This is a genomic window from Stenotrophomonas sp. YJH_SMC_27, assembly GCF_059369815.1.
Genome location: NZ_JCAFTA010000007.1, coordinates 229,245 through 251,847, shown reverse-complemented (window position 1 = coordinate 251,847; position 22,603 = coordinate 229,245). Strand labels below are relative to the sequence as shown.

Below are 22,603 nucleotides of genomic sequence, written 5' to 3'. Positions count from 1 at the left end.
CGCCATCGAGCCCCCAGGGGTGAGGGCGCTTTGCTTGCGAAGCACTGCTTCGCAAGCGCCCGAACGCCCAGCCGCCAGCGGCTGGGCCGGACCGCGGAGCGGGGTTTACGGCGTGTCCTGCCAGCCCACACCGCCCCGCCAAGCCACAGACAACCCAGACCCGCTTTGGCTTTGGCGTTGGCTTTGGCGTTGGCTTTGGCGTTGGCTTTGGCTGTTGCCGGCCAGCGGCCGGCACTACCGCAGGTGCAGGGCGCAGCCCTGCCGACTCACCCTTCCCCTGCGCACGAAAACGATTTCACTGATTTCAGCAAACCGTCATCCCTTCGCCACGCCAGTACCATATTGCGCAGCAGCATGCGCCCACGGGCGACCCGTGCTAAAAATCGCCCGCCCATCGCTTAGATCGATCCAAGAACGACATTGCGATGGCCGGGAGTTGGGGGAGCAGCAACAGGACGTACCAAGCCACACGCGCGGTGCTCTGCCACCCACATGGCGACAGCCGCAAAGTCACTTCAAATTAGATCGATTCAAGTTGTCCGTGCCACGTCACCGGATCAATCCAGGAGAGAGGGAGAGATGGGAATGAAGCATTCAACACGTACGCACGGCCAGGACGCATTGTCGCTGGCCATCGCGCTGGCATTGGCCGCCGCCGTCATTCCGGCAGGCGCCGCCGCGCAGCAGGCCACGACCACCAGCTCGCAGGACGCCACGACTCTGGACAGCGTCCAGGTCACCGGCTACCGCTATGCCATTGAAAAGAGCCTTGAGCAGAAGCGCGATGCCAACGCCGTGGTCGAAGTGATCACCGCCGAGGACGTCGGCAAGTTCCCCGACAAGAACGTGGCCGACGCACTGCAGCGCGTGCCCGGCGTGGTCATCACCCGCAGCGGTGGTGAAGGCAAGAGTGTCAGCGTGCGCGGCCTTGCGCCGGACCTGACCCTGACCCAGTTGAATGGCAACTACGTGGCCACGTCGGAAACCAACGACGAAGCCACCCGTTCGTTCAACTACACCCTGCTGCCGTCTAACATGCTGTCCAGCGCCGAGCTGTTCAAGTCGCCGGAAGCACGCATCGACGAAGGCGGCATCGGCGGCACGGTCATCCTGCACACCCGCCGTCCGCTGGACATGGAGTCCAACTCGGGCTTCGTCACGCTCGAGGGCACCTCCTCCGATACCCACCACGATATCGACCCGCAGGCCTCGGCCCTGTATTCGTGGCACAGCAAGGATGAGCGTTTCGGCGTGCTGGTCGGCGTGACGCAGCAGAAGCGCACGACCCGTACCATGGAAGCCAGCACCGAGGACTACCAGTGGTACGGCGCCGGCAGGGCACGCGACGCCTATGGCAACGTGCAGCAGCAGGATGGCATCCACTACTGGTGGGGCAAGTCCGGCTTCAACAACCAGACCGGCGGCAACTACAGCGACTTCTTCATGCCGACCTCGGTCAACTTCGCGGTGAAGGAAGAAAAGCGCGAGCGCAAGGGCGGTCAGCTGACCTTCCAGTTCAAGCCGGTCGACAACGTCACGATGACCGCCAACTACTTCCGCTTCGAGCTGCAGGGTGACTACACCCAGAACATGCTGAAGATTCCGGAATGGAGCATGGCGCGCTACAACCAGGACGGCAACTGGGCCGGAGGCCGCCTTCTCAATGGCCTGGACTTCGATGCCAGCGGCAACACCGTCACGGGTGCCCAATTCGAAAAGCTGGCTGGAAAGACCTACTACTGCAGCGAAGACCAGGCCAAGGCCGCCGGCCTCAAGCCCGGCGGCTGGGGCCCGGACGACTGCACGATTCCGACACCGCAGCTGACCGGTGGCTACAGCAAGGAAAAGGCGCTGTCGCAGACCGCCGACCTGACCATCGACTGGGACATCAGCCCGCTGTGGAAGGCCTCGTTCACCGGTGGCCGCACCTGGTCCGAAGGTGGTCCGTCGATGAACTTCCGCATGTCGGCCAAGCCGCGCCGCAAGGTCGGCAACGACTACCTGTCCGGTAACCAGTACAGCGCATGGGACCTGACCGGCACGCCGTCCGCCACCTTCTCGCCCGACCTGCAGCAGCAGTTGATGAACGGCATCGCCGAAGTCGACACCGGCTCGACCGATTCGTCGTGGAAGCGCACCGAGGTCAAGCAGAACTACTTCCAGGCCGACGTGACCAAGCTGTTCGAGTCCGGTTGGCTGGATTCAATCCAGTTCGGTGCCAAATACCGCGACGGCAAGGTGCACCGCAACACCGGCAACACCTACTGGGTGTGCCCCGGCCGTGACCCGGCCGACTATGACAACAGCCGCTACCAGAGTGGCTGCGATCCGACTGCCGGCGATGCGCAGCCCGGCTTCTTCCTGTCCAATCCGATCAGCAACATTGCCGGTGGCTTCAATGCCAACGTGTTCCCGGGCATCAACTACCCGGCGTACATCGACTATCTGAACAAGACCTACGGTGGTTCGCACAACCGTACCGAGGAAGACTTCGTCTACAACGTCAACGAGAAGATCTACTCCGGCTACTTCCAGGCCAACTTCCGCACCGAGCGCGTGCGCGGCAATGTCGGCGTGCGCGTGGTGCGCACCAAGCAGTTCGCGCAGTCTTCCGACTCGATCGAGAAGTTCAACGACTACTTCCTGGACAACGCGTCCGGCGCGCCGATGGCGTGCACCGACCCCGCCGCTGCGGCGTACCCGACCTACAGCTGCGAGAGCGGCTTCGTGCGCCTGCCGCATGACCTGGCGCAGAGCAAGACCTACAGCCTGATCGGCGTGGACCGCACCTACACCGACGTGCTGCCGAGTTTCAACATCGCATGGGACATCACCGACACGCTGGTGCTGCGTGGTGCCGCATCGAAGGTGATCGCCCGCCCTGGCTACACCGACATCGCAGCACCGGGCGCACTGAGCTACTACAGCGAGGAGTACGTCAATGATCGCCGCGTTGCCGGTGGCGCATCGACCGCAGGCTGGGTCGGCCAGGGCAGCAACAAGCAGCTGGAGCCGTTCAAGGCCACCCAGTTCGACTTGGGCCTGGAGTGGTACTTCCAGCCGGGCGCGGTCGCCGGCGTCAGCCTGTTCCGCAAGAACGTGGACAACTTCACCCTGCCGGTGGTGCGCGACACGCCCATGGTCATCAACGGTGAAGCGGTGAACGTGCAGCGCTACGAGACCCAGGCCAATGGCCGCGATGGTGTGTCGCAGGGCGTCGAGCTGTATGGCCAGTACACCTTCGATTTCGGCTTCGGCGTGCAGGCCAACTACACCTACAACGACACCAACCTGGCTTCCATTGTTCTGGACGGGCAGGAAATCGGCTCCTCGCCGCTGGTCGGCAGCGCCAAGAACCAAGCCAACGTGACGGTCTTCTACGAGAACGAGAAGTTCCTCGCGCGCGCTTCGTTCAACCGTCGCGGCCAAGTGGTCGGCGGGCTCAACAATGGCCTCACCGTCTACACCGAACCGTATGACCAGCTGGATCTGAATGTTGCCTACAACCTGACCCCGGACTGGACCCTGACCGCCTCGGTGATCAACGCCACCAAGTCCGAGCAGCGCGTGCACCTGGGAAGCGACACCAAGGCACGCCTGATCTCCAATACCTATGCAGGCCGCCAGCTGTACTTCGGCGCTACCTGGAAGTTCTAAGGCAACACCGGGTTGCCCGGGCGCGCCCCGGTGCAACCCACGCCCCGCCCTGGCGGGGACGTTCCTCCACGGCAGCCGCGCTGGTACAGGCGGCTGCCGTTTTTTTTGCCGCCTTGCCTGTCGTTCAGCCCGGCACTTGACCCTGCCATCGTTGGAAGGTGCACACTGACTCGACCCCAAGAGCACCCAAGGAGCTACGGATGGAATTCCATGTTGAAGGCATGACCTGCGGCGGTTGCGCGCGCAGCGTGACCAAGGCGATCGAACTGGTCGATCCGCAGGCCAGCGTGCAGGCAGATCCGGCCAGCCGCCGAGTGCAGGTGCAGACCTCGGCCAGCGAAGCGCAGATCGTGGCGGCACTGACCGATGCCGGCTTCCCGCCGCGTACTGCCTGATCCCCTGTCCTGTCCCATACTGAAAAGCCCGCCGGGTACTACAGCACCCGGCGGGCTTTTTCATGCATGCGATATCGAGTCAATGCTTGTGCGTACGCCGCCGCACCGCACCAGTCTTCGCGGTATCGACCGGTACCAGCGTCCCATCGTCCTCACCCAACCGCTCCAGGATCGGGCACTCCGGGCGCTCATCGCCCGCGCAGCAGCTGATCAGCGACTTCAGCGTGTCGGCCATCTGCCGCATGTGCTCGATGCGTTGCTCCAGATCGGCGATGTGCTGCTCGGCCAGGTGCTTGACGTCGGCGCTGTGCCGCAAGGTATCGTTCCAGAGGCCGAGCAGATCGGTGATCTCGGCCACCTGGAAGCCCAGATCGCGTGCGCGGCGGATGAAACGCAGGCGGTGGATGTCCGCCTGCGAATACGCCCGGTAGCCCGACTCGGTTCTATCAGCGGCGGGAATCAGGCCGATCTGTTCGTAGTAGCGGATCATTTTCGCCGACACGCTGGAGGCTTTGGCGGCTTCACCGATGTTCATGGGTATTCCCTTCAATGAGTGACGGCGGCGGCATCCGCCATCGGTGGCTGGAAGCGGCGCAGGCGCAGCGCATTGCCCAGCACGAACACGCTGGACAGGGCCATCGCACCGGCCGCGAACACCGGTGACAGCAGCACGCCCCAGACCGGATACAGCACGCCGGCGGCCACCGGAATCAACGCGGTGTTGTAGGCGAAGGCCCAGAACAGGTTCTGCCGGATGTTGCCCAGCGTCGCCTTCGACAACGCAATGGCATTCGGCACACCCTGCAGGTTACCCGACATCAGCACCACGTCGGCCGATTCCACCGCGATATCGGTACCGGTTCCGATCGCCAGGCCGACATCGGCCTCGGCCAGTGCCGGCGCATCGTTGATGCCGTCGCCGACGAAGGCGACATGGCCATGTGTGGTCTTCAAGCGGCGCACCGCCTCGACCTTGCCTTCCGGCAGCACCTCGGCCACCACTTCGTCGATGCCGAGCTGGCGCGCGATCGCGTGCGCGGTACCAGCGTTGTCACCGGTGATCATCGCCACCTTCAGGCCAAGCTGATGCAGTGCCGCGATTGCGGCCGGCGTGCTCGGCTTGATCGGATCGGATACCGCGATGATTGCGGCCAGGCGACCGTCAATGGCGGCATACAGCGGCGACTTGCCCTGGGTGCCCAGCTCTGCCGCCAGCGCCGCAAACAAAGTGATGTCCACGCCCAGATCGCGCATGAAGCGATCGGCACCGACCTCCACCCGCGCACCATCAACGCTGGCACGCACGCCCATGCCGGTGACCGATTCGAAATCGACCATCGACGGCAGTGCAATGCCCTGTTCAGTGGCTGCATCGACGATGGCGCGGGCGATCGGATGTTCAGAGCGCGATTCCACTGCAGCCACTGCCGCCAACACTGTGCTGCGATCGAAGCCGTCCGTGATCTCGAAGTCGGTCAGGCGCGGGCGACCCTCGGTCAGCGTGCCGGTCTTGTCCACCGCCACCACCTGCGCATCCTTCAGCAGCTGCAGCGCTTCGCCCTTGCGGAACAGCACGCCCATTTCGGCGCCACGACCGGTCCCCACCATGATCGAGGTCGGCGTGGCCAGGCCCATCGCGCATGGGCAGGCAATGATCAGCACCGCCACCGCATTGACCAGCGCGAAGCTCAGCGCCGGCGACGGGCCGAAGATCAGCCAGACTGCGAAGGTCGCCAGCGCGGCCAGCATCACCGCCGGCACGAACCACAACGTGACCTTGTCAACCACCGCCTGGATCGGCAGCTTCGAGCCCTGCGCCTGTTCGACCATGCGGATGATCTGCGCCAGCAGGGTCTGCGCGCCCACCGCCGTCGCACGTACCGTCAGTGCGCCCTTCTGGTTGACCGTACCGCCCACCACGCTGCTGCCCGGCTGCTTCTCAACCGGAATCGGCTCGCCGCTGATCATCGATTCGTCGATGTAGCTGCGGCCTTCAACCACCTCGCCATCGACCGGCACACGCTCGCCTGGCCGCACTTCCACCACGTCGCCGCTCTGCACTTCATTGACCGGGATATCGACGGTGCGGCCGTCACGGATCACGTGGGCGACCTTGGCCTGCAGGTTGACCAGACGCTTGATCGCCTCCGAGGTGCGGCCCTTGGCGCGCGCTTCGAGGAAGCGGCCGAGCAGGATCAGTGCGACAATTACCGCCGCCGCTTCGTAGTAGACGTTCACCGTGCCCGGCGGCAGCAGCCGCGGTGCAAAGGTCGCGACCACCGAATAGCCGAACGCCGCAGCGGTGCCCACCGCCACAAGCGAATTCATGTCCGGTGCAAGGCGCAGCAGCGCCGGGAAGCCCTTCTGGTAGAAACGGCGACCGGGGATGGCCAGCACCAGGAGCGTCAGTGCGAACTGCAGGTACCAGCTGGCCTGCATGCCAATCGTGGCCATCACCCATTCGTGGATGCCGGGAATCAGGTGCGAGCCCATCTCCAGCACGAACACCGGCAATGCCAGCGCAGTGGCCACGATCAGGTCGCGCTTCAGTTCGGCACGCTCGGCATCCTTCTTTTCTACGGCCTCGTCATCGGACTGCACACCCGCCTCGATTACGCGTGCGTCATAGCCGGCCTTGTCGATGGCGGCGACCAGCGTCGCAGCATCCGCCACGCCACGCACCGTGGCGCGCTCGGTGGCCAGGTTGACGCTGGCCTGGCTCACGCCTGGCGCCGCCAGCAGCGCGCGCTCCACGCGGCCCACGCAGGAGGCGCACGTCATGCCTTCCACGGCCAGTTCAACGGTGGCGGCAGGTACGTCGTAGCCCACCCGCTCCACCGCCTGGATCAGCGCGGCCCGATCGACCGGGCCGGACGGGCGGATATCCGCGCGCTCGGTGGCCAGATTGACCGAAACACTGCCCACACCTTCGACCCTGGACAGCGCCGCCTCGACCCGGCCGACACAGCTGGCGCAGGTCATGCCCTCGATGGGCAGGCTGATGGTGGCAGGACTTGCGGAGGCGGCAGCGGCGCGGGGCGTGCTCATGATCGGATTCCCGGGGTTCCTTCTGGATGCGGACAGGCTAAACCTTGCCATCGTGGGAAGGTCAAATCCAGCCTGTCCGCATGCCTGAAGGGGGCGCCGCCCCCGGCGTTCCGTTTCCGCATCCACGCATGGCGTGGATCTACCGGCGAGGTCGGTCTCTTCAGAACGTGAACACATACTCCAATGCGAGCTCACGGCCGACCGCGCTCAGCAACCGGGTCGGGGCGAAGTCATAGTCCAGCTTGTACGGATCCTTGTGGTTCCAGCTGGCGGAGTTGAAGGCGTTGTTGACGTACACGTTTACCTTCGCGTGTTCGGTCACCTGGTAGCCCACGTTGAAGTTCCAGGTGATGAACGGCCCCACTCGACCGTAGTAGCGCGCCGTCTGCTGCCCGGCATTGGGGTTCGGGTTCGGCGAGCCATCCGGACGCGTTGCCGGCTCCAAGCAGTTCAGCGACGGGCTGTCGCTGGGCACGTAGCCATCGGCGAACGGCAGGCAGCCGCCGGGGTTGTCCAGGCGGTCGGTGCCCCAGTGGTAGCGCACGCCCGGCACCGAGCCCACGCGGTCGGCATAGACATTGGCATTCCAGTTGCCGCGCTGCCAGGCCAGGCTCGCGCGCAGCTTGCTGCGCAGGTCGCGGTCGCGGCGTTCCGGGTTCGGGTCGTTGGCGTAGCGCTGTTCCTTGGTGGAGATCTGGTTGGTGTAATTCACACCCAGCTGGAAGCTGCCCCACTGCGCGGTCTCCAGACGGTAGCGCGCGGTCAGGTCGACGCCACGCACTTCGCGGCTGGCCAGGTTGAACGGGCCGCGCTCGATCGACACCAGGCGCCCGTTGCTGTCACGGTTCACGCGCGCCAGGATGCCGGCGCAGTAGTCGCCACCGGCCGGATTGGCCCATGGCGTGCCATCGATGTTCTTGCCGGTCAGGCAGCCCGCCTCGCTGGCCAGCACCTCATCGGCGCCGACGTCGACGATCATGTCTTCCAGCTTGATCGCCCAGTAGTCGGCGCTGACCGACAGGTTGGGCATCACGTCCCAGACGAAGCCGACCGTCCACGAATCACCGGTTTCCGAGCGCAGCAGCGGCGTGCCACGGCGGTTCACGTCGAAGGTGTACCAGACATCGGTGTTGCCCACGCCACAGTTGTTGACCAGGTAGGCACCGCTCTGGATGCAGCGCAGGCGATCATAGGTCTGCACTTCGGAACTGCTCGGCTGGCCCAGCAGGTAGTGCATGTCCGGCGCGTGGAAGCTGGTGGCATACGAGCCACGCACCAGCAGCGATTCGACCGGGCGCCATTCCAGGCCGACGTTCCAGGTGGTTTCCTTCTGGCTGCCGATATCCAACGCTTCACTGCTGTCATCGGCCTTGTAGTTGCCATAGCGGTCGTAGCGCGCGGCCGCGGTGGCCGTCACGCTCTCCAGCAGCGGGATCTTGAACTCGACGCCCGCCGAATACCGGGTGCGCTCGCCACCACCGCGGTCGACGTTCTGCAGGTCGAAATCGATGCCGGCGCGTGGGTCCGGGCTGAGGTGGTAGCCCTGCTGCGCGACTTCAGCTACCGCTGCGAACGAGATCGGGCCTGCCCAGCCCTGGAACAGCTCGCCGGTGATATCCGCCGAGGCCTGGTTGACCCACGATGACGCGCGGTTCCTGGCCACCGTGCCCATCTGCCAGTATTGGTCCGGCGTGAGCGGATTCCACCAGCGCGATTCGTTCAACGCGTAGATCGCCTCGCCATCGGGGGTGGTGCCCAAGCGCGGGCCGAGGAAGTAGTCGTACGACTTCTGCTCGTCCACCACGTTCTGCCGTTCTTCCACGCGGTAGTAGGAACGGCCCACCGAGGCGCTCCAGTCGAAGCGATCGGCAAGGCGGCCACGCAGGCCTGCGCTCCAGTCCCAGGACAGCTCGCGGTTGGTGTTGCGCAGGGTATCCAGGCCACCGACTTCGTTCGGAGTGAATTGGCGCACGCCCAGGATCGGGCGGTTGCGGTTGGCATCCCAGTAATAGCCGTTGTCGTCGTCGATCAGCGAGACGCTGGGCGGATTGGTGCCCCAGATCGCTTCGGAGTGGTACACCGCCAGGTTGGTCCAGGCCTGCAGGTCGCTGCTGAAATCGAAGGTGGCGTAGAGGTTGCCGGAAACATTCTCGGCGCCGCCGGTGAGCAGCCAGTTGGCGTAGTCGGCGCTCATGCCGCACAGGCGGCCGGTGTTGGTGATGGTGTTGGTAGCGTAGTTGTAGACCAGCCGATCGGCAGTGTAGTACTCGCCGTCGAACTTCTCGCAGGTGCCTGCAGGCGGTGCCAGGCGCTGGCCGTTGGTCGGGTCGATCAATGCCAGGCCCGAGGTGGGGCGGAAGCCGACCTTGCGCTGCTCCATGTTCCAGGAGGGATACGGTGCGTCGTCGGCGTCGTCCATCTGCGGTCGGTCGCGTCCGAACAGCGGATCGCGCTTGGTGTACTGCAGCGCGTAGGTCACGCTCCAGTTGTCGCCGGTCTTGCCGCCGGCCCAGGACAGGTCCCAGGTATCTCGTCCACCTTCTGTGGAGGTACCGCCACGCACGCGCACTTCGTCGCCGTCGTAGTTGGTCTTGAGGATGACGTTGACCACGCCGGCGATCGCATCCGAACCGTAGATGGCCGAGGCGCCGCCGGTCAGCACTTCAATGCGCTCCACTGCTGCGGCCGGAATGTTGCCGTAGTTGGAGAAATTGGTTTCGCCGCCGTAGGGCAGCGGGTAGTCGGCCACACGGCGGCCGTTGACCAGCAGCAGAGAACGGTTCGGGCCCATCCCGCGCAGGTTCAGGCCACTGGCGTTGGGCGTGTGCGAGCCCCATTGCGAGGCGGCTTCAACGGTGCCGGTCGCTTCGGTGAGCGTCTTCAGCGCGTCATACACGCTGACGAAGCCCTCTTTCTGGATCTGCTGCGCGGTGATCACGTTGACCGGGGCCGGGCCTTCGACACTGGCGCGCTTGATGCGCGAGCCGGTGACGGTGACCGCGTCGAGATCCTTGGTAGACGAGCTTGAGGCTTGCTGCGCATTGGCAGCCAGGGGAAGCAGGGCCAGGATCAGGGCCTGGGACAGCAGGTGGCGACGCTTGTGGACGATCTGAGCCATGGTGGTTGCTCTTCGAAGATGTGGACGCACGGGCGGACGGTGGCGCGGCACTACGACGGATCCAGGCGCTTGGATCGGTTCACGACCGATATGGCACCTCCCCTGTGGATCGATCCAAACTAAAGCACAGCTGAACCACGCCCGGCATGCGGCGGCGCAGCAACAGCCGGCGGAATGCCGCTAGCGGCCGCCGACATCCCGAACAATCAAAGGGTTGCGAAACATCGCTGAGAGAACGGCACACACGTCAATGACACGATCGCGACAATCGCGCGCGGAACGGTTTTGTCCGCGGCAAGCGTGCGGCCGGCAGCGGGTCGTTGTAGAGCCGAGCCCGCGCTCGGCTGCTGTTGTTCGCCGCGAAAAGCAGCCGAGCATGGGCTCGGCTCTACAGAAGAAGCGGGCTACCTTGCGCCGTCCAGCGCCTGCCGCAGCGCGGCAACAGTGGCGGTGGCGGTCTGGCTCCAGTCCGGGTCCAGCCCGCGCAGCGCCGGGTTCTGGAACTGCATCACCGACCGGCGCAGGCCCTTGGCTGAGGCGTGCAGTTCGGTGCAGCCGGTCCGTCGCGCAATGGCGGCGATATTGGCCGGGCCCAGCCCCGCGCCGGCCATCACACTGATGCGTCCCTTCGCTTGGGTCACCAAGCCCGCCAGCACTTCGGCACCGGCCTCGGCGCTGACCTGCCCGCCCGAGGTCAGCACGCGCTGGCAGCCCAGCCCGATCACCTGTTCCAGCGCTGCCGGCAGGTCGCGGGCCGCATCGAAGGCGCGATGGAAGGTCACCTGCAACGGCCCGGCGGCCTGCACCAGTTCCCGGCACAGCGCCAGGTCGATGCCGCCCTGCACGTCCAGCGCACCGATCACCACGCCATCGCAGCCCAGCGCGCGGCACTGCGCGATGTCACGCAGCATCAGTTCGGTTTCCAGCGCGTCGTAGTGGAAATCACCCGGGCGTGGGCGCACCAGTACGAACAGCGGAATCGACAGGCGTTCGCGGGCAATCGCGATGCTGGCAAACGACGGCGTGGTGCCACCCTCGGCCAGGTTGTCGAACAGCTCGATGCGGTCGGCGCCGCCGGCCTGCGCGGCCAGTGCCGAAGCCAGCGAATTGCTGGCGACCTCCAGGGTCAGCCGCGTGCTCACGCCTGGCTGCTCGTGTAGATCGACGGCGAGTCGCGCAGGTCATCCTGGCGCTGCGCATCGCACACCGCGTAGACGAAGCCGCGATGCAACGCGCAGGCGCCCACCTCGCCCTGCTTGTTCATGGCCAGGAAGCACACCTGCAGGGTCTTGCTCGCCTCCGGCCGCTTGCGCACCACACGGTCGATCGCTTCGCGGCAGGCCTGTGCCGGCGAGCGCCCCTGGCGCATCAGTTCGACCACCAGGAACGAAGCGGCGTTGCGGATCATCTCTTCACCCACGCCCGAAGCAGTGGCCGCGCCCACGTCGTTGTCGACATACAGGCCGGCACCGATAATCGGGCTGTCGCCGACCCGGCCGTGCAGCTTCCAGGCCATGCCGCTGGTGGTGCAGGCACCGGCAAGGTGGCCCTTGGCATCCAGCGCCAGCATGCCGATGGTGTAGTGGTTGTCGCTGTTGCCGGGAATACCACGGCGCTCGGCGTTGATCTGCGGCTGATACTTCTCCGTCTTCAGCCACTCGCGCCAGGCCGCTTCGGCCTGCGGCGTCAGCAGGTGCTTGCGCTCGAAACCCTGCTGCATCGCGAACTGCTGCGCGCCCTCGCCCACCAGCAGCACGTGCGGGCTGTTCTCCATCACTTTGCGGGCCACCGACACCGGATGCAGGATGTCGACCAGCGCGGCCACTGCGCCACAACGGCCATCGCCATCCATGATGCTCGCGTCCAGGCTCAGCACGCCGTCGCGATCGGGGTTGCCACAATGGCCGACGGTGGGGTTGCACAGCTCGCTCTCGGCCCAGCGTGCGCCTGCTTCCACCGCATCCAGCGCGCTGCCGCCCTGCGCCAGCACCTTCCACGCGGCCTGGTTGGCCGGTACGCCGAAGTCCCAGGTCGAAACCACCCTGGCCCCACCCTGCGTGCGCGCCTGCACGCCCGGCAAAGCCGCCATGCCTGCAGCCAGTGCACCGGCCTGCAGGAACTGCCTGCGATCCACCATCTTCCCCTCCCAGTCTGCAATGCACGGCCGGCACGATGCCGGTCATGCCGATCAGTCGTGCGTGGGCTGCCGTGCGGCGTGCCAGACCGCTGCGCCGAGCACGCCCAACTGGCCGTGCTCCACGCGCCATACCGGCACCTGGCGCAGCACCTCGGTCAGCACGCCCTTGTTGAGGAAGCGCTCACGGAAGCGGCCATCGGCCAGGAAATCCTGCACATGCGCGGAAATACCTCCGGCGAGGTACACCGAGCGCGCACCGACGGCGATCGCTGCGTCGCCGGCCAGGCTGCCCAGCCAGGCGCAGAACACCTGCAGCGTCTCCACCGCCAGCGCGTCTTCACCGCTGCGGGCGGCACCGATCAGTGCTTCGGTACTGGTCCACACCGGGGTGACGCCGCGCAGCTCGCACAGGCACGGGTACAGGTTCATCAGGCCACTGCCGGACAGCACGCGCTCGTTGTCCACGTGCGCCCAGCGCTGCAGCAGTTTGCCCAGCACCTGCAGTTCCAGCGCGTTGCCGGCGCCGAGCGCGGCATGGCCGATCTCGCTGGCCAGCACCGGGCGCTCGCCATCGGCGAAACGCAGTGCCGCGCCCAGGCCGGTACCGGCGCCCAGCACCAGCGCCGGGAACGCCTGCGCCGGGTCAGCATCGCCGTTCAGTGGCACCAGAGTGGCAGGCTGCAGGTACGGGATGGCCAGCGCCACCGCTTCGAAATCATTGATCAACTGCAGCTCATGCAGCCCGGACTGCGCGCGGGTGGCCGACAGCGAGACCGTCCACGGCAGATTGGAATTGATCAGCACATCGCCATCGAGCAGGCCGGCGATGGCGACCACCGCGGTCTGCACCGGCTGGCCGAGGCCAGCGGTGAAATCAGCAAGGATCGCCGCCAGGCTGGGGTGCTCGGCGCAGGCGTAGGTGCGATGGCTGCCCAGCAGCGGCGCCTGGCCGGGTTGGGTTTCAGCCAGCGCAAGGCGGGCGAAGGTGCCACCGACATCGGCGACCACCAGACTGCGCGGAGGACCGCCGCGGGCGGAGTCGGAGGAAACCGGGGACGCTGCTGCGATGGTCACGCTGGCCTGCTTGGATCGATTGAATCGCCCCGATTCTCAGGCATCGGGGCGGCTTTGCCTAGCGCGCCGGCGGTTCAGGTTGGCCTACATGCCTTCCTGTTCGGCCACCTGCACGCCATCCACCAGCACGCGCAGCCGCTGCGGGCGGAAGCCGGCAAACAGCAGCGGCCTGGTGCGCTCGACCAGCACTTCGTGGCCGGCGATGTGGCGCAGCCACGACTGTACCAGCGAGAAGGAGAAGTGCGTGCCCGGATGCAGCGGATGCTGCACCCAGACCTTCTCGGTGGCGCTCTGCAGCAGCATCGCGCCGGTGAACCAGTGGCGGCTCAGGGTCACCGGCGTGGTGCCGGCCATGAAGCGGATATCCATGCGGGGTCCTTTCGCTGGAGAGGCCTTGCGGCGTGTCAGGGCTGGGCCGTCTGCAGGCTGTAGCGGGTGGTGGCGGTGAACACCGCGCCATCGGGCTGGGTGGAGCGTACCTCGACCTTGCGGCTGCCCACGGCTAGGTCGGTCGGCAGCGCGCCACGCCACAGGTGCGGCGACGCGGTGGCCTCCGGCGAGCGGTCGTAGCCACGCAGGCTGTCAGCCAGATCGTCGGCCACGTTCTCCACCATCAGGCGCGGGTCGGGCTGGCTGACCTGCTTCATCGGCTGCCAAGCGCCGCCATCAACGCGGTACTCAACCACGCTGGCATCCTCACCCATGTAGACGTTGGCATAGATGCCCCACGCCGGGTAAGCCCCCTGGCGCAGCACTTTCGGCGCATGCAGGCCGATCTGCTCGCTGGCCGGCTTGCCGGCCACGCGGTACTGCAGGCGATAGCTGCCGTTGCCGGCCACGTCGAGCAATGCGTAGCCCTTCGGCGTGCCATCACTCATGGTGCTGTCCGGCACGCCGGCGGCATCCTTCACCCCCGACCAGAACGCGCCGCAGTTGGCACCCACGTTGTATTCGTGCAGCGGTTTGTCGCCGTTCCAGCCGTCGGCCTTGCCGTGGTAGACGTGCTGCTGGGTGTGGCTGTGGCCGCTGAGCACGAGCACGTTGCGGAAGTCCTTGAGCAGGTCGAACAGGCGCTGGCGGTCGGCATGGCTGAAGGTCTCGCGCCCCGGCGCCGCGTCGAACAGCGGGATGTGCATGCCCAGCACCAGCAGGCGATCCTTGTGCAGGCCCTTCAGGTAGCTGGCGAGGAAGGCGAACTGGTCTTCGCGCAGGCCGCCGATGTACTTCGGCCTGGCCTTGGGGTCGTACACCACGTCGTCCAGGAACACGAAACTGGCGCCGCCCTCTTCCACCGCGTAGGTGTCCGGACCGTAGATGTTGCGCCAGCTGTCCAGCGAGTGTTCGTCGCTGGCCGCATCGAAATCGAGGTCGTGGTTGCCCGGCACATGGAACCACGGCACGCCAAGTCCGGTGGTGACCTTGTTGATCGCCGGGTAGAGCGTCAAGTCATCGTTGACGATGTCACCCAGGGTGGTGCCCATGCGCGCCTTGGTCTGGCCGACCAGCGGCGCCACGATCGACTGCTGGTAGTAGCCGATGTCCTTCAGGCTCGCGGTCTGGGAGTCGGTGAACACCAGCATCTGGAAGCCGCGCCGACTGTCATGGCGATCCGACTGCAGGGCGAAATCCCAGTTGCGGGTGACGTCGCTGGTCGCGGCGATGCCGCCGTACTTCAACGCCGGCGAACCGTTCGGGCGATAGTGCCGCCAGAACGAAGGCAGGCCGTCGGCCGCTTTCGGGAAGGAATACGCATCAGGCTTGATCACGAATACGGTCTGGCCGTCGCGCACCGGCAGGCTGTAGCTGCCGTCAGCGGCAGTCTTGACGATGATCTCGCCGTTGGAAACCTGCACCCCGGCCAGGCCCGGATCGGTCGCACCGCGGCCAGGCTTGCCGTCACGCTCCAGATACACCTTGCCGCTGACCACGGTGTCCGCGGCCCAGGCCGGCGAGGTCAGCAACAGGCAGCACAGCCACGCGGCAGGCAGTTTCATGAGGGAGATCCGGCAGAAAGAGACGCGGTATTGTAGAGCCGAGCCATGCTCGGCTGCATTGCCGGCGGGTCGTGCCGGCCGCTCAACGATGGCGCTTTTCCAGTACCGCGCGCGCATCATCCAGCGACAGCCCGCGCGCGCGCAGCAGCACCAGCAGGTGGTACAGCAGGTCCGACGCCTCGCCCAGCAATGCCTCGTCATCCTGCGCCACGGCGGCCAATGCGGTCTCCACGCCCTCCTCGCCCACCTTCTGCGCGATACGGCGGATGCCGCCCTCGAACAGGCTGGTGGTGTAGCTGCCCGGCGGGCGTTGCGCCTCACGCATCGCCACCAGCTGGCCCAGCCCGCCCAGGAAATCCTTCGGCGCCTGGTCAAAGCAGCTCTCTGCACCGGTGTGGCAGGTTGGCCCCGCCGGCCGTGCCATCACCAGCAAAGTATCGGCATCGCAGTCGACGCTGATCGACTGCACCACCAGCACGTTGCCGGACTGCTCGCCCTTGGTCCACAACCGCTGCTTGCTGCGGCTGAAGAACGTCATGTGGCTGATGGCCAGCGTGGCCGCCAGCGATTCGGCACTCACATAGCCCAGCATCAGCACCTGCAGGGTGTCGGCATCCTGAACCACGGCCGGCAGCAGGCCGTCGCCCTTGCTCCAGTCCAGCGCCTGCAATGCGTCCGACGACGGCCTGACTTCAATAGACATCCCGCACCTCGATCTGCTGTCCGCGCAGGTAGCGCTTCAATTCTGGAATGGCGATGGCACCGCTGTGGAACACGCTGGCGGCCAGCGCGCCATCCACATCGGCCTGGTCGAAAGCCTCGGCGAAGTGTTCCATCGCACCGGCGCCACCGGAGGCGATCAGCGGCACCTGGCAGAGTGCCCGTGCCTGCTGCAGCTGCACGACATCGTAGCCACGGCGCACGCCATCGCTGTCCATGCAGTTCAACACGATCTCACCGGCGCCACGCCGTTGTGCTTCGACGATCCAGTCCAGCGTGCGCAGCCGCACCGCCTGGGTCTTGTCCGGGTCGCCGCTGAAACGGCGCACCCGCCATTGCCCATCGGCCTCGCGCACCGAATCGACGCCGACCACCACGCACTGCACGCCGAACTCGTCGGCCAGCTCGGTGATCAGTTCCGGGCGCCCCAGCGCCGGCGAGTTGATCGACACCTTGTCGGCACCGGAGAACAGCACGCGGCGTGCCGTTTCGACGCTGTCGATGCCACCGGCCACGCAGAACGGGATGTCGATCAGTCGCGCGATACGCTCGATCCAGGCAACGTCGACCGAACGCGCCTCGGGGCTGGCGCCGATGTCATAAAACACCAGCTCGTCGGCGCCCTGGTCACGGTAGCGCTGCGCCAGCTCGGCGATATCGCCCATGTCGACGTGATCGCGGAAGCGCACGCCCTTGACCACGCGGCCCTCACGCACGTCCAGGCACGGAATGATGCGGCGGCTCAACATGCCAGTGCCTCCGCCAGGTCCATGCGCTGCTCCAGCAGGGCCTTGCCGAGGATGGCACCGCCGCAGCCGGCAGCACGGGCCTCGGCCACATCGTCCACGTCGCGGATGCCACCGGAAGCCTGCACGGCCACGCCCGGCAGCAACGCCGCCAGGTGCTGGTAGAGGCTGATGTTGGGCCCAGCCAGCATGCCGTCGCGGGCAATGTCGGTGCACAGCAGGTGGCGCATGCCGGCGCGTGCGTAGCGCTGGGCCAGGTCATCCAGGGTCACCCCGGCGTTCTCGGTCCAGCCGTGCACCGGCAGCTGCCATTGGCCTTGGGCATCCTGACGCGCATCCAGCGCGATGGTGATGCGCTCGGCGCCGAATTCCTCCAGCCAGCCGACCACTTCATCGGGGCGACGCACCGCCAGCGAGCCGACCACTACGCGACCGGCGCCGGCATCGAGGATGCGCGCCACGTCGTCGCGGCCGCGCACGCCACCGCCGGTCTGCACCTGCAGCGGCGTCTGCGCACGGATCGACGCCAGCAGCGGCGCAAGGGTGTAGCCACCGGCACGCGCAGCGTCCAGGTCGACCAGATGCATCCACTGCGCGCCCTGCGCAGCGAAGGCCTGTGCACGCGGCAGCGGATCGTCGCCATACGAGGTTTCCTGCGCGTAGTCACCCTGGCGCAGCCGCACCACGCGGCCGTCGCGGATATCCAGCGCGGGGTAGACGATGAAACTCATGCAGCAGTGCCCTCAAGGAAGTTGCGCAGCATCAGCGAGCCGGTCTCGCCGGAGCGCTCGGGATGGAACTGTGCGCCGTAGTAGCGGCCCTGCTCCACCACGGCCGTGAACAGGCCGCCGTGATCACAGGCAGCAACGGTGTGGGTATTCAGTGGCGCCGCATAGCTGTGCACGAAATAGGCGCTGGCCCGCTCGGGTACACCCTGCAACAGCAGCGACTCACGTAGCGGCAGCAGGCGGTTCCAACCCATGTGCGGCACCCGGATGCCGCAGGCTGGTACCAGCTTGCGCACCACCCCGGGAATCAGCCCCAGCGTTTCCACGCCGGCTTCCTCGGAGCGCTCGAACAACAGCTGCATGCCCAGGCAGATGCCCATCAACGGCACTTCCAGCCGCTGCAACGGCTCGACCAGGCCCTGCGCATGCAGGCGCTGCATGCCGGGACCGGCGGCACCGACGCCGGGCAGGATCACCCGCTGCGCGCCGACCAGTCCATCGGCATCGCGCACCAGCCGAACGCTGGCGCCAAGACGTTCGAGCGCATAGCGCACCGAGCCCAGGTTGGCACCACCGGCATCGATCAGCGCGACGTCACTCACAACGCCCCCTTGGTACTCGGCAGTGCCGTGCCCTGCCGGGCCAATGCAGGGCGCAGCGCGCGTGCCAGCGCCTTGAAGCAGGCCTCGACCTTGTGGTGATCGTTGTCGCCCCGTACCTGCAGGTTAAGGTTCAAACCGCTGGCATCGCACAGCGAACGGAAGAAGTGCGGCACCAGCTCGGTCGGCATATCGCCCACGCGCTCACGCTTGAACTTACCTTCGAACACAAAGTACGGGCGGCCGCTGAAATCCAGTGCGGCGCTGGCCAGCGTCTCGTCCATCGGCAGGGTGAAACCGTAGCGGCCGATGCCGCGCTTGTCGCCTAGTGCTTCGCGCAGGGCCTGGCCCAGGGCCAGCCCGGTGTCCTCGATGGTGTGGTGCTCGTCGATGTGCAGGTCACCCTCGGCCTGGATGTCCAGCGCGAAGCCGCCATGCTTGCCGATCTGTTCCAGCATGTGGTCGAAGAACGGCAGGCCTGTGGAGATGCGTGCATCAGCGGCACGGTCCAGGTCCAGTTCCACGCGGATCTTCGTTTCTTTCGTATTGCGCTGGACCACGGCGGTGCGCGGTGCGTCGGCCAGCGCGTGGGCAATGCCCGGCCAGTCCCACTGACCACCGAACTGCGCGGTGCGCAACTGGAAACCGCGGATGTTGAGGTTCTCGGCGAACTGCAGGTCGGTGATGCGATCGCCGACCATGCCCGAGCGCGCCCAGTCGATGCTGCGGTCCTGCAGATAAGCCGTCATCAGTCCGATGCCAGGCTTGCGGGTCGGCGCATTGTCGTGCGGCCAGCTGCAGTCGATCAGCACATCACGGAAGGTGATGCCCTGGCTCTCGAAGATCTGCAGCATCAGGTCGTTGGGGCCATCGAAGCTGGCGCGCGGGTAGCTGTCGCTGCCGAGGCCGTCCTGGTTGGTGACGATCACGAACTGGTAGCCGGCGTCACGCAGCTTCAGCAGCGCCGGGATCACCTGCGGCACGAAGCGCAGCTTCTCGTAGGCGTCGATCTGGAAGTCGGACGGCTCCTCGATGAGGGTGCCGTCGCGGTCAATGAACAGGATCGGGGTCATGCTGCGGCCCTCCGCGCCGACAGGGCCGCAAGCACGCGGTCATTCTCTTCGGGGCTGCCGATGCTGATGCGCAGCGCATCACCCAACTGCGGCGCGGCGCGCTGGTCCCGCACCACCACGCCCGCAGCCAGCAGCGTATCGAACGCGGCCTGGGCATCGGCGAAGCGCACCAACAGGTAGTTGCCGGATGAGCGGTAGACGCGACGCACGCCGGGCAGGCCCGGCAGCGCCACGCGCAGGCGTTCGCGCTCGGCAATCACCGTGGCTACGCGTTCGGCGGTCCTGGCCAGCGCGCCGGGTTGCAGCGCCTGTACCGCCAGTTCCGCGCACGGCGTCGGCACCGGGTACGGCGCCTGGCAGCGGCGCAGCACGGCAATCAGCTCCGGGGCGGCGATGAGGGTGCCGACGCGGGCAGCAGCCAGCGCGTGCGCCTTGGACAAGGTGCGCAGTACTGCAAGATTGGCGTGCGCGGCCAGAAGCGTGATGGCCGATGCGCGCCCTGCGTACTCGACATAGGCCTCGTCCACCACCACCAGCGCCTGCCCGCGCAGCGCAACCACCACGCGCTCTACTTCATCCAGGGCGATATCACTGCCGGCCGGGTTCGACGGGGCGCACAGGAACACCAGCTTGGCGCCTTGCGCCTTGGCCGCGTCGATCACCGCATCCAGGTCGGCGCGCAGGCCATCCTCGCTGTCCACCAGCGGCACTTCAATCAATGCGGCACCCTGCAGGCGTGCGCAGACAGCGTACATGCCGAACACCGGCGGCGTGACCAGCACGCCATCGCGGCCCGGCACGCACAGCGCGCGCACCAGCAGATCAATGGCTTCGTCGCTGCCGCGACCGATCAGCAGCTGCTGTGGCGTCACGCCGTACAGCGCCGCCAGTCCCTCACGCAATGCCAACGGCTGCGGTTCGGGATAGCGCCGGCTGCTGCCAGCCGCGTCGGCCGGATTGGCCCAGGCCGACTCGTTGGCGTTCAACCAGACCTCGCCCTGCACCGCCGCGCTGCGCGCCGAACTGTAGCCAGCGAAGGCCTGCAGATCGGGGCGCACCAGCCCCAGCACGTCATCGATCGCCGTGCTCATGCTGCCACCTCCATGCGCACTGCGACCGCACGTTCATGTGCATCCAGGCCTTCGGCGCTGGCGATGATGCGCGCGCAGCGGCCGATCGCGGCCAGGCCGGCGGCGCTGGCGCTCTGCACGCTGATCAGGTTCTGGAAGCTGGCGACGCTGACGCCACTGTAGGCACGCGCCGCACCGGCGGTCGGCAGCACGTGATTGGTGCCACTGCAGTAGTCGCCCAGTGCTTCGGGCGTGTAATCCCCCAGGAACACCGAGCCGGCCGCCTGCACCTTGTCCAGCCACGCGCGCGGATCACGCAGTGCCAGGATCAGGTGCTCCGGCGCATAGCGGTTGCTGATCGCGAAGGCTTCCTCCAGCGAATCGACCTGGATCAACCGCGAGGCCGACAAGGCCTGGCGCGCGATCTGCTGGCGCGGCAACAAGACCACCTGGCGCTCCACCTCGACTTCGACCGCGGCCAGCATCGCGGCATCGTCGGTCAGCAGCAGCACCTGTGAATCCGGGCCGTGCTCGGCCTGCGACAGCAGGTCGGCGGCGACGAACGCCGGATTGGCACCAGCATCGGCAATCACCAGCACTTCGGAGGGACCGGCCGGCATATCGATGGCGGCGGCGCCATCCTGCGCGACCTGCTGCTTGGCTTCGGTCACGAAGCTGTTGCCGGGCCCGAACAGCTTGTCGCAGGCCGGAACGCTGGCGGTGCCATAGGCCATCGCGGCGATCGCCTGCGCGCCGCCCAGCTTGAACACGCGCCGCACGCCGGTCAGGCGGGCGGCTACCAGCACTGCCGGATCGGCACTTCCGTCGGCGCGTGGCGGCGTGCACAGCACCACCTGCGGGCAGCCAGCCAGCTGCGCGGGCACGCCCAGCATCAACGCAGTGGACGGCAGCGGTGCGCTGCCGGCCGGCACGTAGAGCCCTACCCGTCCGATCGGACGCAGCATGCGTTCGCAGACCACCCCCGGCGCGGTCTCCACCGCGTATCCCTTGCCCATGCCGGCGGCGTGGAAGCGGGCGATGCGCTCGGCGGCGTCCACCATGGCCTGGCGAAGTTCGGCGGGCACGGCGGCTTCGGCAGCGGCAAATTCGGCTTCGCTCACCTCAAAGGACGAGAGCTCGACACCATCGAAACGCGCGGTGATCGCACGCAGCGCGTCGTCGCCCTGCGCACGCACCTGCGCGATCAACGCAGCCACCGCGTCGCGGGTCTGCTGCGCCACGGTCTGCACCGGGCGGGTCAGCGCGGCGCGGCGCGCGGTTTCATCAAGTCGGGACCAGGTCAGACGGTTCATGCCAGCGACCGCTCCACGCTCAACACCATCAGGCCCTGCGCGCCGGCGCGCTCGAGTTCTTCCATGCGCTGCCAGCTCAGCGGGCCCGGGCACATGGTCTGCAGGCGCAGCGCGCCGCCATCGGCCGGCAGCCGCACCAGCGGCTCGGCATCGGCCAGCAGCTGCGCCAGCGCGTCGACGCGATCCTCGCTGGCGCGGAACATCAGCAGCTTGCGGTCCTGGCGCTGCACCACGCCGTCGAGGCGGCGCAGCAGCATCGCGCGCAGCGATGCGCGCGCATCATCCGGTACGCGCACTGCACCGGCCAGCACTGCTTCGCTGTCGAGCAGGTTGTGTACCGGGGTCAGCTGATTGGCGCGCAGTGTCGCGCCGCTGGACACCAGATCGCAGATCAGGTCGGCCGTGCCCAGGCGCGGTGCGATTTCCACCGAACCGGACAGCTCGACCACCTGTGCGTCCACCCCCTGCTCGGCCAGCCACTGCTTGAGGATGGCCGGGTAGCTGGTGGCGATGCGGGTGCCGGCCAGCTGCGCCGGTCCCTGCCACTGCCACTCCTCGGGTACCGCAAGCATCAGCCGGCACTGGCCGAAGCCCAGCCCGCGCAGTGCCTCGTAGGCATCCGGCAGGCCGACCTGGCGGCGTGCCGCGGCCTGTTCGTCCAGCTCGTTGCGGCCGACGATGCCGAGGTCGCAGACGCCGTCGGCGATCAGGCCGGGGATGTCGTCGTCGCGCACCAGCAGCAGGTCCACCGGCAGCGATTCGCCGTAGCAGAACAGCTTGTCGCGGCTCTCGCGCCAGCTCAGGCCGCAGGCACTGAGCAGGTTGCGGGCGGGCTCGGCCAGCCGGCCACTCTTCTGGATGGCGATACGCAGCCGGTCTCGTGCCGGCGCTGCCTGGGTTGCACTCATGGGGGAGGTCTCGAAGTTCGGAA

18 protein-coding genes are annotated in these 22,603 nt (G+C 66.9%); 2 read left to right on the top strand and 16 right to left on the bottom strand.

The genetic code is table 11. The annotated features are described in order from the left end of the window. Positions 1-579: 579 nt before the first annotated feature. Both AC5P7R_RS12795 and AC5P7R_RS12790 read left to right on the top strand, forming a co-directional pair. Complete coding sequence (locus tag AC5P7R_RS12795) at positions 580-3,657, top strand: TonB-dependent receptor (RefSeq protein ID WP_021204510.1); 3,078 nt, start codon at positions 580-582, stop codon at positions 3,655-3,657. A 200-nt stretch (positions 3,658-3,857) separates the two neighbouring features. Then, positions 3,858-4,052, top strand: a complete 195-nt coding sequence (locus AC5P7R_RS12790; protein WP_021204511.1) for a heavy-metal-associated domain-containing protein — start codon at positions 3,858-3,860, stop codon at positions 4,050-4,052. A gap of 79 nt (positions 4,053-4,131) precedes the next feature. Here AC5P7R_RS12790 and cueR read toward each other — a convergent pair whose 3' ends face one another. From cueR to hisG, 16 genes are all read right to left on the bottom strand, one after another. Continuing rightward, positions 4,132-4,587, bottom strand: coding sequence for a Cu(I)-responsive transcriptional regulator (gene cueR, locus AC5P7R_RS12785; protein ID WP_227852208.1), 456 nt, complete (start codon positions 4,585-4,587; stop codon positions 4,132-4,134). 11 nt (positions 4,588-4,598) lie between these two features. Continuing rightward, positions 4,599-7,100 carry a heavy metal translocating P-type ATPase gene (locus tag AC5P7R_RS12780; protein WP_111103025.1) on the bottom strand — a complete coding sequence of 834 codons (2,502 nt, stop codon included), beginning with the start codon at positions 7,098-7,100 and terminating at the stop codon, positions 4,599-4,601. A 160-nt stretch (positions 7,101-7,260) separates the two neighbouring features. Beyond that, complete coding sequence (locus tag AC5P7R_RS12775) at positions 7,261-10,218, bottom strand: TonB-dependent receptor domain-containing protein (RefSeq protein ID WP_134731473.1); 2,958 nt, start codon at positions 10,216-10,218, stop codon at positions 7,261-7,263. Between the two features lie 404 nt (positions 10,219-10,622). Next, positions 10,623-11,360: a copper homeostasis protein CutC gene (locus AC5P7R_RS12770; RefSeq protein WP_134731471.1), complete on the bottom strand. Its 738-nt coding sequence runs from the start codon at positions 11,358-11,360 to the stop codon at positions 10,623-10,625. Further along, positions 11,357-12,355, bottom strand: coding sequence for a glycosylasparaginase (locus AC5P7R_RS12765; protein WP_495213933.1), 999 nt, complete (start codon positions 12,353-12,355; stop codon positions 11,357-11,359). Before AC5P7R_RS12765 ends, AC5P7R_RS12770 begins: the two co-directional genes overlap by 4 nt. Positions 12,356-12,406: 51 nt before the next feature. Further along, entirely contained in the window at positions 12,407-13,429 is a 1,023-nt protein-coding gene (locus AC5P7R_RS12760; protein ID WP_021202824.1) for a glucokinase, read from the bottom strand. Between the two features lie 84 nt (positions 13,430-13,513). Then, positions 13,514-13,798, bottom strand: coding sequence for a hypothetical protein (locus AC5P7R_RS12755; protein ID WP_005409434.1), 285 nt, complete (start codon positions 13,796-13,798; stop codon positions 13,514-13,516). A gap of 35 nt (positions 13,799-13,833) precedes the next feature. Further along, entirely contained in the window at positions 13,834-15,423 is a 1,590-nt protein-coding gene (locus AC5P7R_RS12750) for a calcineurin-like phosphoesterase C-terminal domain-containing protein (protein ID WP_478436466.1), read from the bottom strand. 82 nt (positions 15,424-15,505) lie between these two features. Further along, complete coding sequence (gene hisIE, locus AC5P7R_RS12745) at positions 15,506-16,126, bottom strand: bifunctional phosphoribosyl-AMP cyclohydrolase/phosphoribosyl-ATP diphosphatase HisIE (protein WP_021202827.1); 621 nt, start codon at positions 16,124-16,126, stop codon at positions 15,506-15,508. After that, positions 16,116-16,892, bottom strand: coding sequence for an imidazole glycerol phosphate synthase subunit HisF (gene hisF, locus AC5P7R_RS12740; protein ID WP_180832224.1), 777 nt, complete (start codon positions 16,890-16,892; stop codon positions 16,116-16,118). The genes hisIE and hisF overlap by 11 nt, the downstream gene beginning before the upstream one ends. Further along, positions 16,886-17,620, bottom strand: coding sequence for a 1-(5-phosphoribosyl)-5-[(5-phosphoribosylamino)methylideneamino]imidazole-4-carboxamide isomerase (hisA, locus tag AC5P7R_RS12735; RefSeq protein ID WP_197575599.1), 735 nt, complete (start codon positions 17,618-17,620; stop codon positions 16,886-16,888). The genes hisF and hisA overlap by 7 nt, the downstream gene beginning before the upstream one ends. After that, positions 17,617-18,219 (bottom strand): imidazole glycerol phosphate synthase subunit HisH, encoded by a 603-nt coding sequence (hisH, locus tag AC5P7R_RS12730; protein ID WP_006436751.1) that lies wholly within the window; start codon positions 18,217-18,219, stop codon positions 17,617-17,619. The genes hisA and hisH overlap by 4 nt, the downstream gene beginning before the upstream one ends. Beyond that, positions 18,216-19,289: a bifunctional histidinol-phosphatase/imidazoleglycerol-phosphate dehydratase HisB gene (hisB, locus tag AC5P7R_RS12725; RefSeq protein ID WP_478436464.1), complete on the bottom strand. Its 1,074-nt coding sequence runs from the start codon at positions 19,287-19,289 to the stop codon at positions 18,216-18,218. Before hisB ends, hisH begins: the two co-directional genes overlap by 4 nt. Continuing rightward, positions 19,286-20,380: a histidinol-phosphate transaminase gene (gene hisC / locus AC5P7R_RS12720; protein WP_111099134.1), complete on the bottom strand. Its 1,095-nt coding sequence runs from the start codon at positions 20,378-20,380 to the stop codon at positions 19,286-19,288. The genes hisB and hisC overlap by 4 nt, the downstream gene beginning before the upstream one ends. Next, a complete protein-coding gene (hisD, locus tag AC5P7R_RS12715; protein WP_111099133.1) occupies positions 20,377-21,672 on the bottom strand; it encodes a histidinol dehydrogenase in 1,296 nt (431 codons plus the stop codon). Before hisD ends, hisC begins: the two co-directional genes overlap by 4 nt. Beyond that, positions 21,669-22,580 (bottom strand): ATP phosphoribosyltransferase, encoded by a 912-nt coding sequence (hisG, locus tag AC5P7R_RS12710; protein ID WP_478436462.1) that lies wholly within the window; start codon positions 22,578-22,580, stop codon positions 21,669-21,671. The genes hisD and hisG overlap by 4 nt, the downstream gene beginning before the upstream one ends. Between the last annotated feature and the right edge of the window lie 23 nt (positions 22,581-22,603).

Coding starts and splice junctions, on each gene's coding strand:
- AC5P7R_RS12795 (WP_021204510.1), top strand. CDS start 580: ATGGGAATGAAGCATTCAACACGTACGCACGGCCAGGACGCATTGTCG.
- AC5P7R_RS12790 (WP_021204511.1), top strand. CDS start 3,858: ATGGAATTCCATGTTGAAGGCATGACCTGCGGCGGTTGCGCGCGCAGC.
- cueR (WP_227852208.1), bottom strand. CDS start 4,587: ATGAACATCGGTGAAGCCGCCAAAGCCTCCAGCGTGTCGGCGAAAATG.
- AC5P7R_RS12780 (WP_111103025.1), bottom strand. CDS start 7,100: ATGAGCACGCCCCGCGCCGCTGCCGCCTCCGCAAGTCCTGCCACCATC.
- AC5P7R_RS12775 (WP_134731473.1), bottom strand. CDS start 10,218: ATGGCTCAGATCGTCCACAAGCGTCGCCACCTGCTGTCCCAGGCCCTG.
- AC5P7R_RS12765 (WP_495213933.1), bottom strand. CDS start 12,355: ATGGTGGATCGCAGGCAGTTCCTGCAGGCCGGTGCACTGGCTGCAGGC.
- AC5P7R_RS12755 (WP_005409434.1), bottom strand. CDS start 13,798: ATGGATATCCGCTTCATGGCCGGCACCACGCCGGTGACCCTGAGCCGC.
- AC5P7R_RS12750 (WP_478436466.1), bottom strand. CDS start 15,423: ATGAAACTGCCTGCCGCGTGGCTGTGCTGCCTGTTGCTGACCTCGCCG.
- hisIE (WP_021202827.1), bottom strand. CDS start 16,126: ATGTCTATTGAAGTCAGGCCGTCGTCGGACGCATTGCAGGCGCTGGAC.
- hisF (WP_180832224.1), bottom strand. CDS start 16,892: ATGTTGAGCCGCCGCATCATTCCGTGCCTGGACGTGCGTGAGGGCCGC.
- hisA (WP_197575599.1), bottom strand. CDS start 17,620: ATGAGTTTCATCGTCTACCCCGCGCTGGATATCCGCGACGGCCGCGTG.
- hisB (WP_478436464.1), bottom strand. CDS start 19,289: ATGACCCCGATCCTGTTCATTGACCGCGACGGCACCCTCATCGAGGAG.
- hisC (WP_111099134.1), bottom strand. CDS start 20,380: ATGAGCACGGCGATCGATGACGTGCTGGGGCTGGTGCGCCCCGATCTG.
- hisD (WP_111099133.1), bottom strand. CDS start 21,672: ATGAACCGTCTGACCTGGTCCCGACTTGATGAAACCGCGCGCCGCGCC.
- hisG (WP_478436462.1), bottom strand. CDS start 22,580: ATGAGTGCAACCCAGGCAGCGCCGGCACGAGACCGGCTGCGTATCGCC.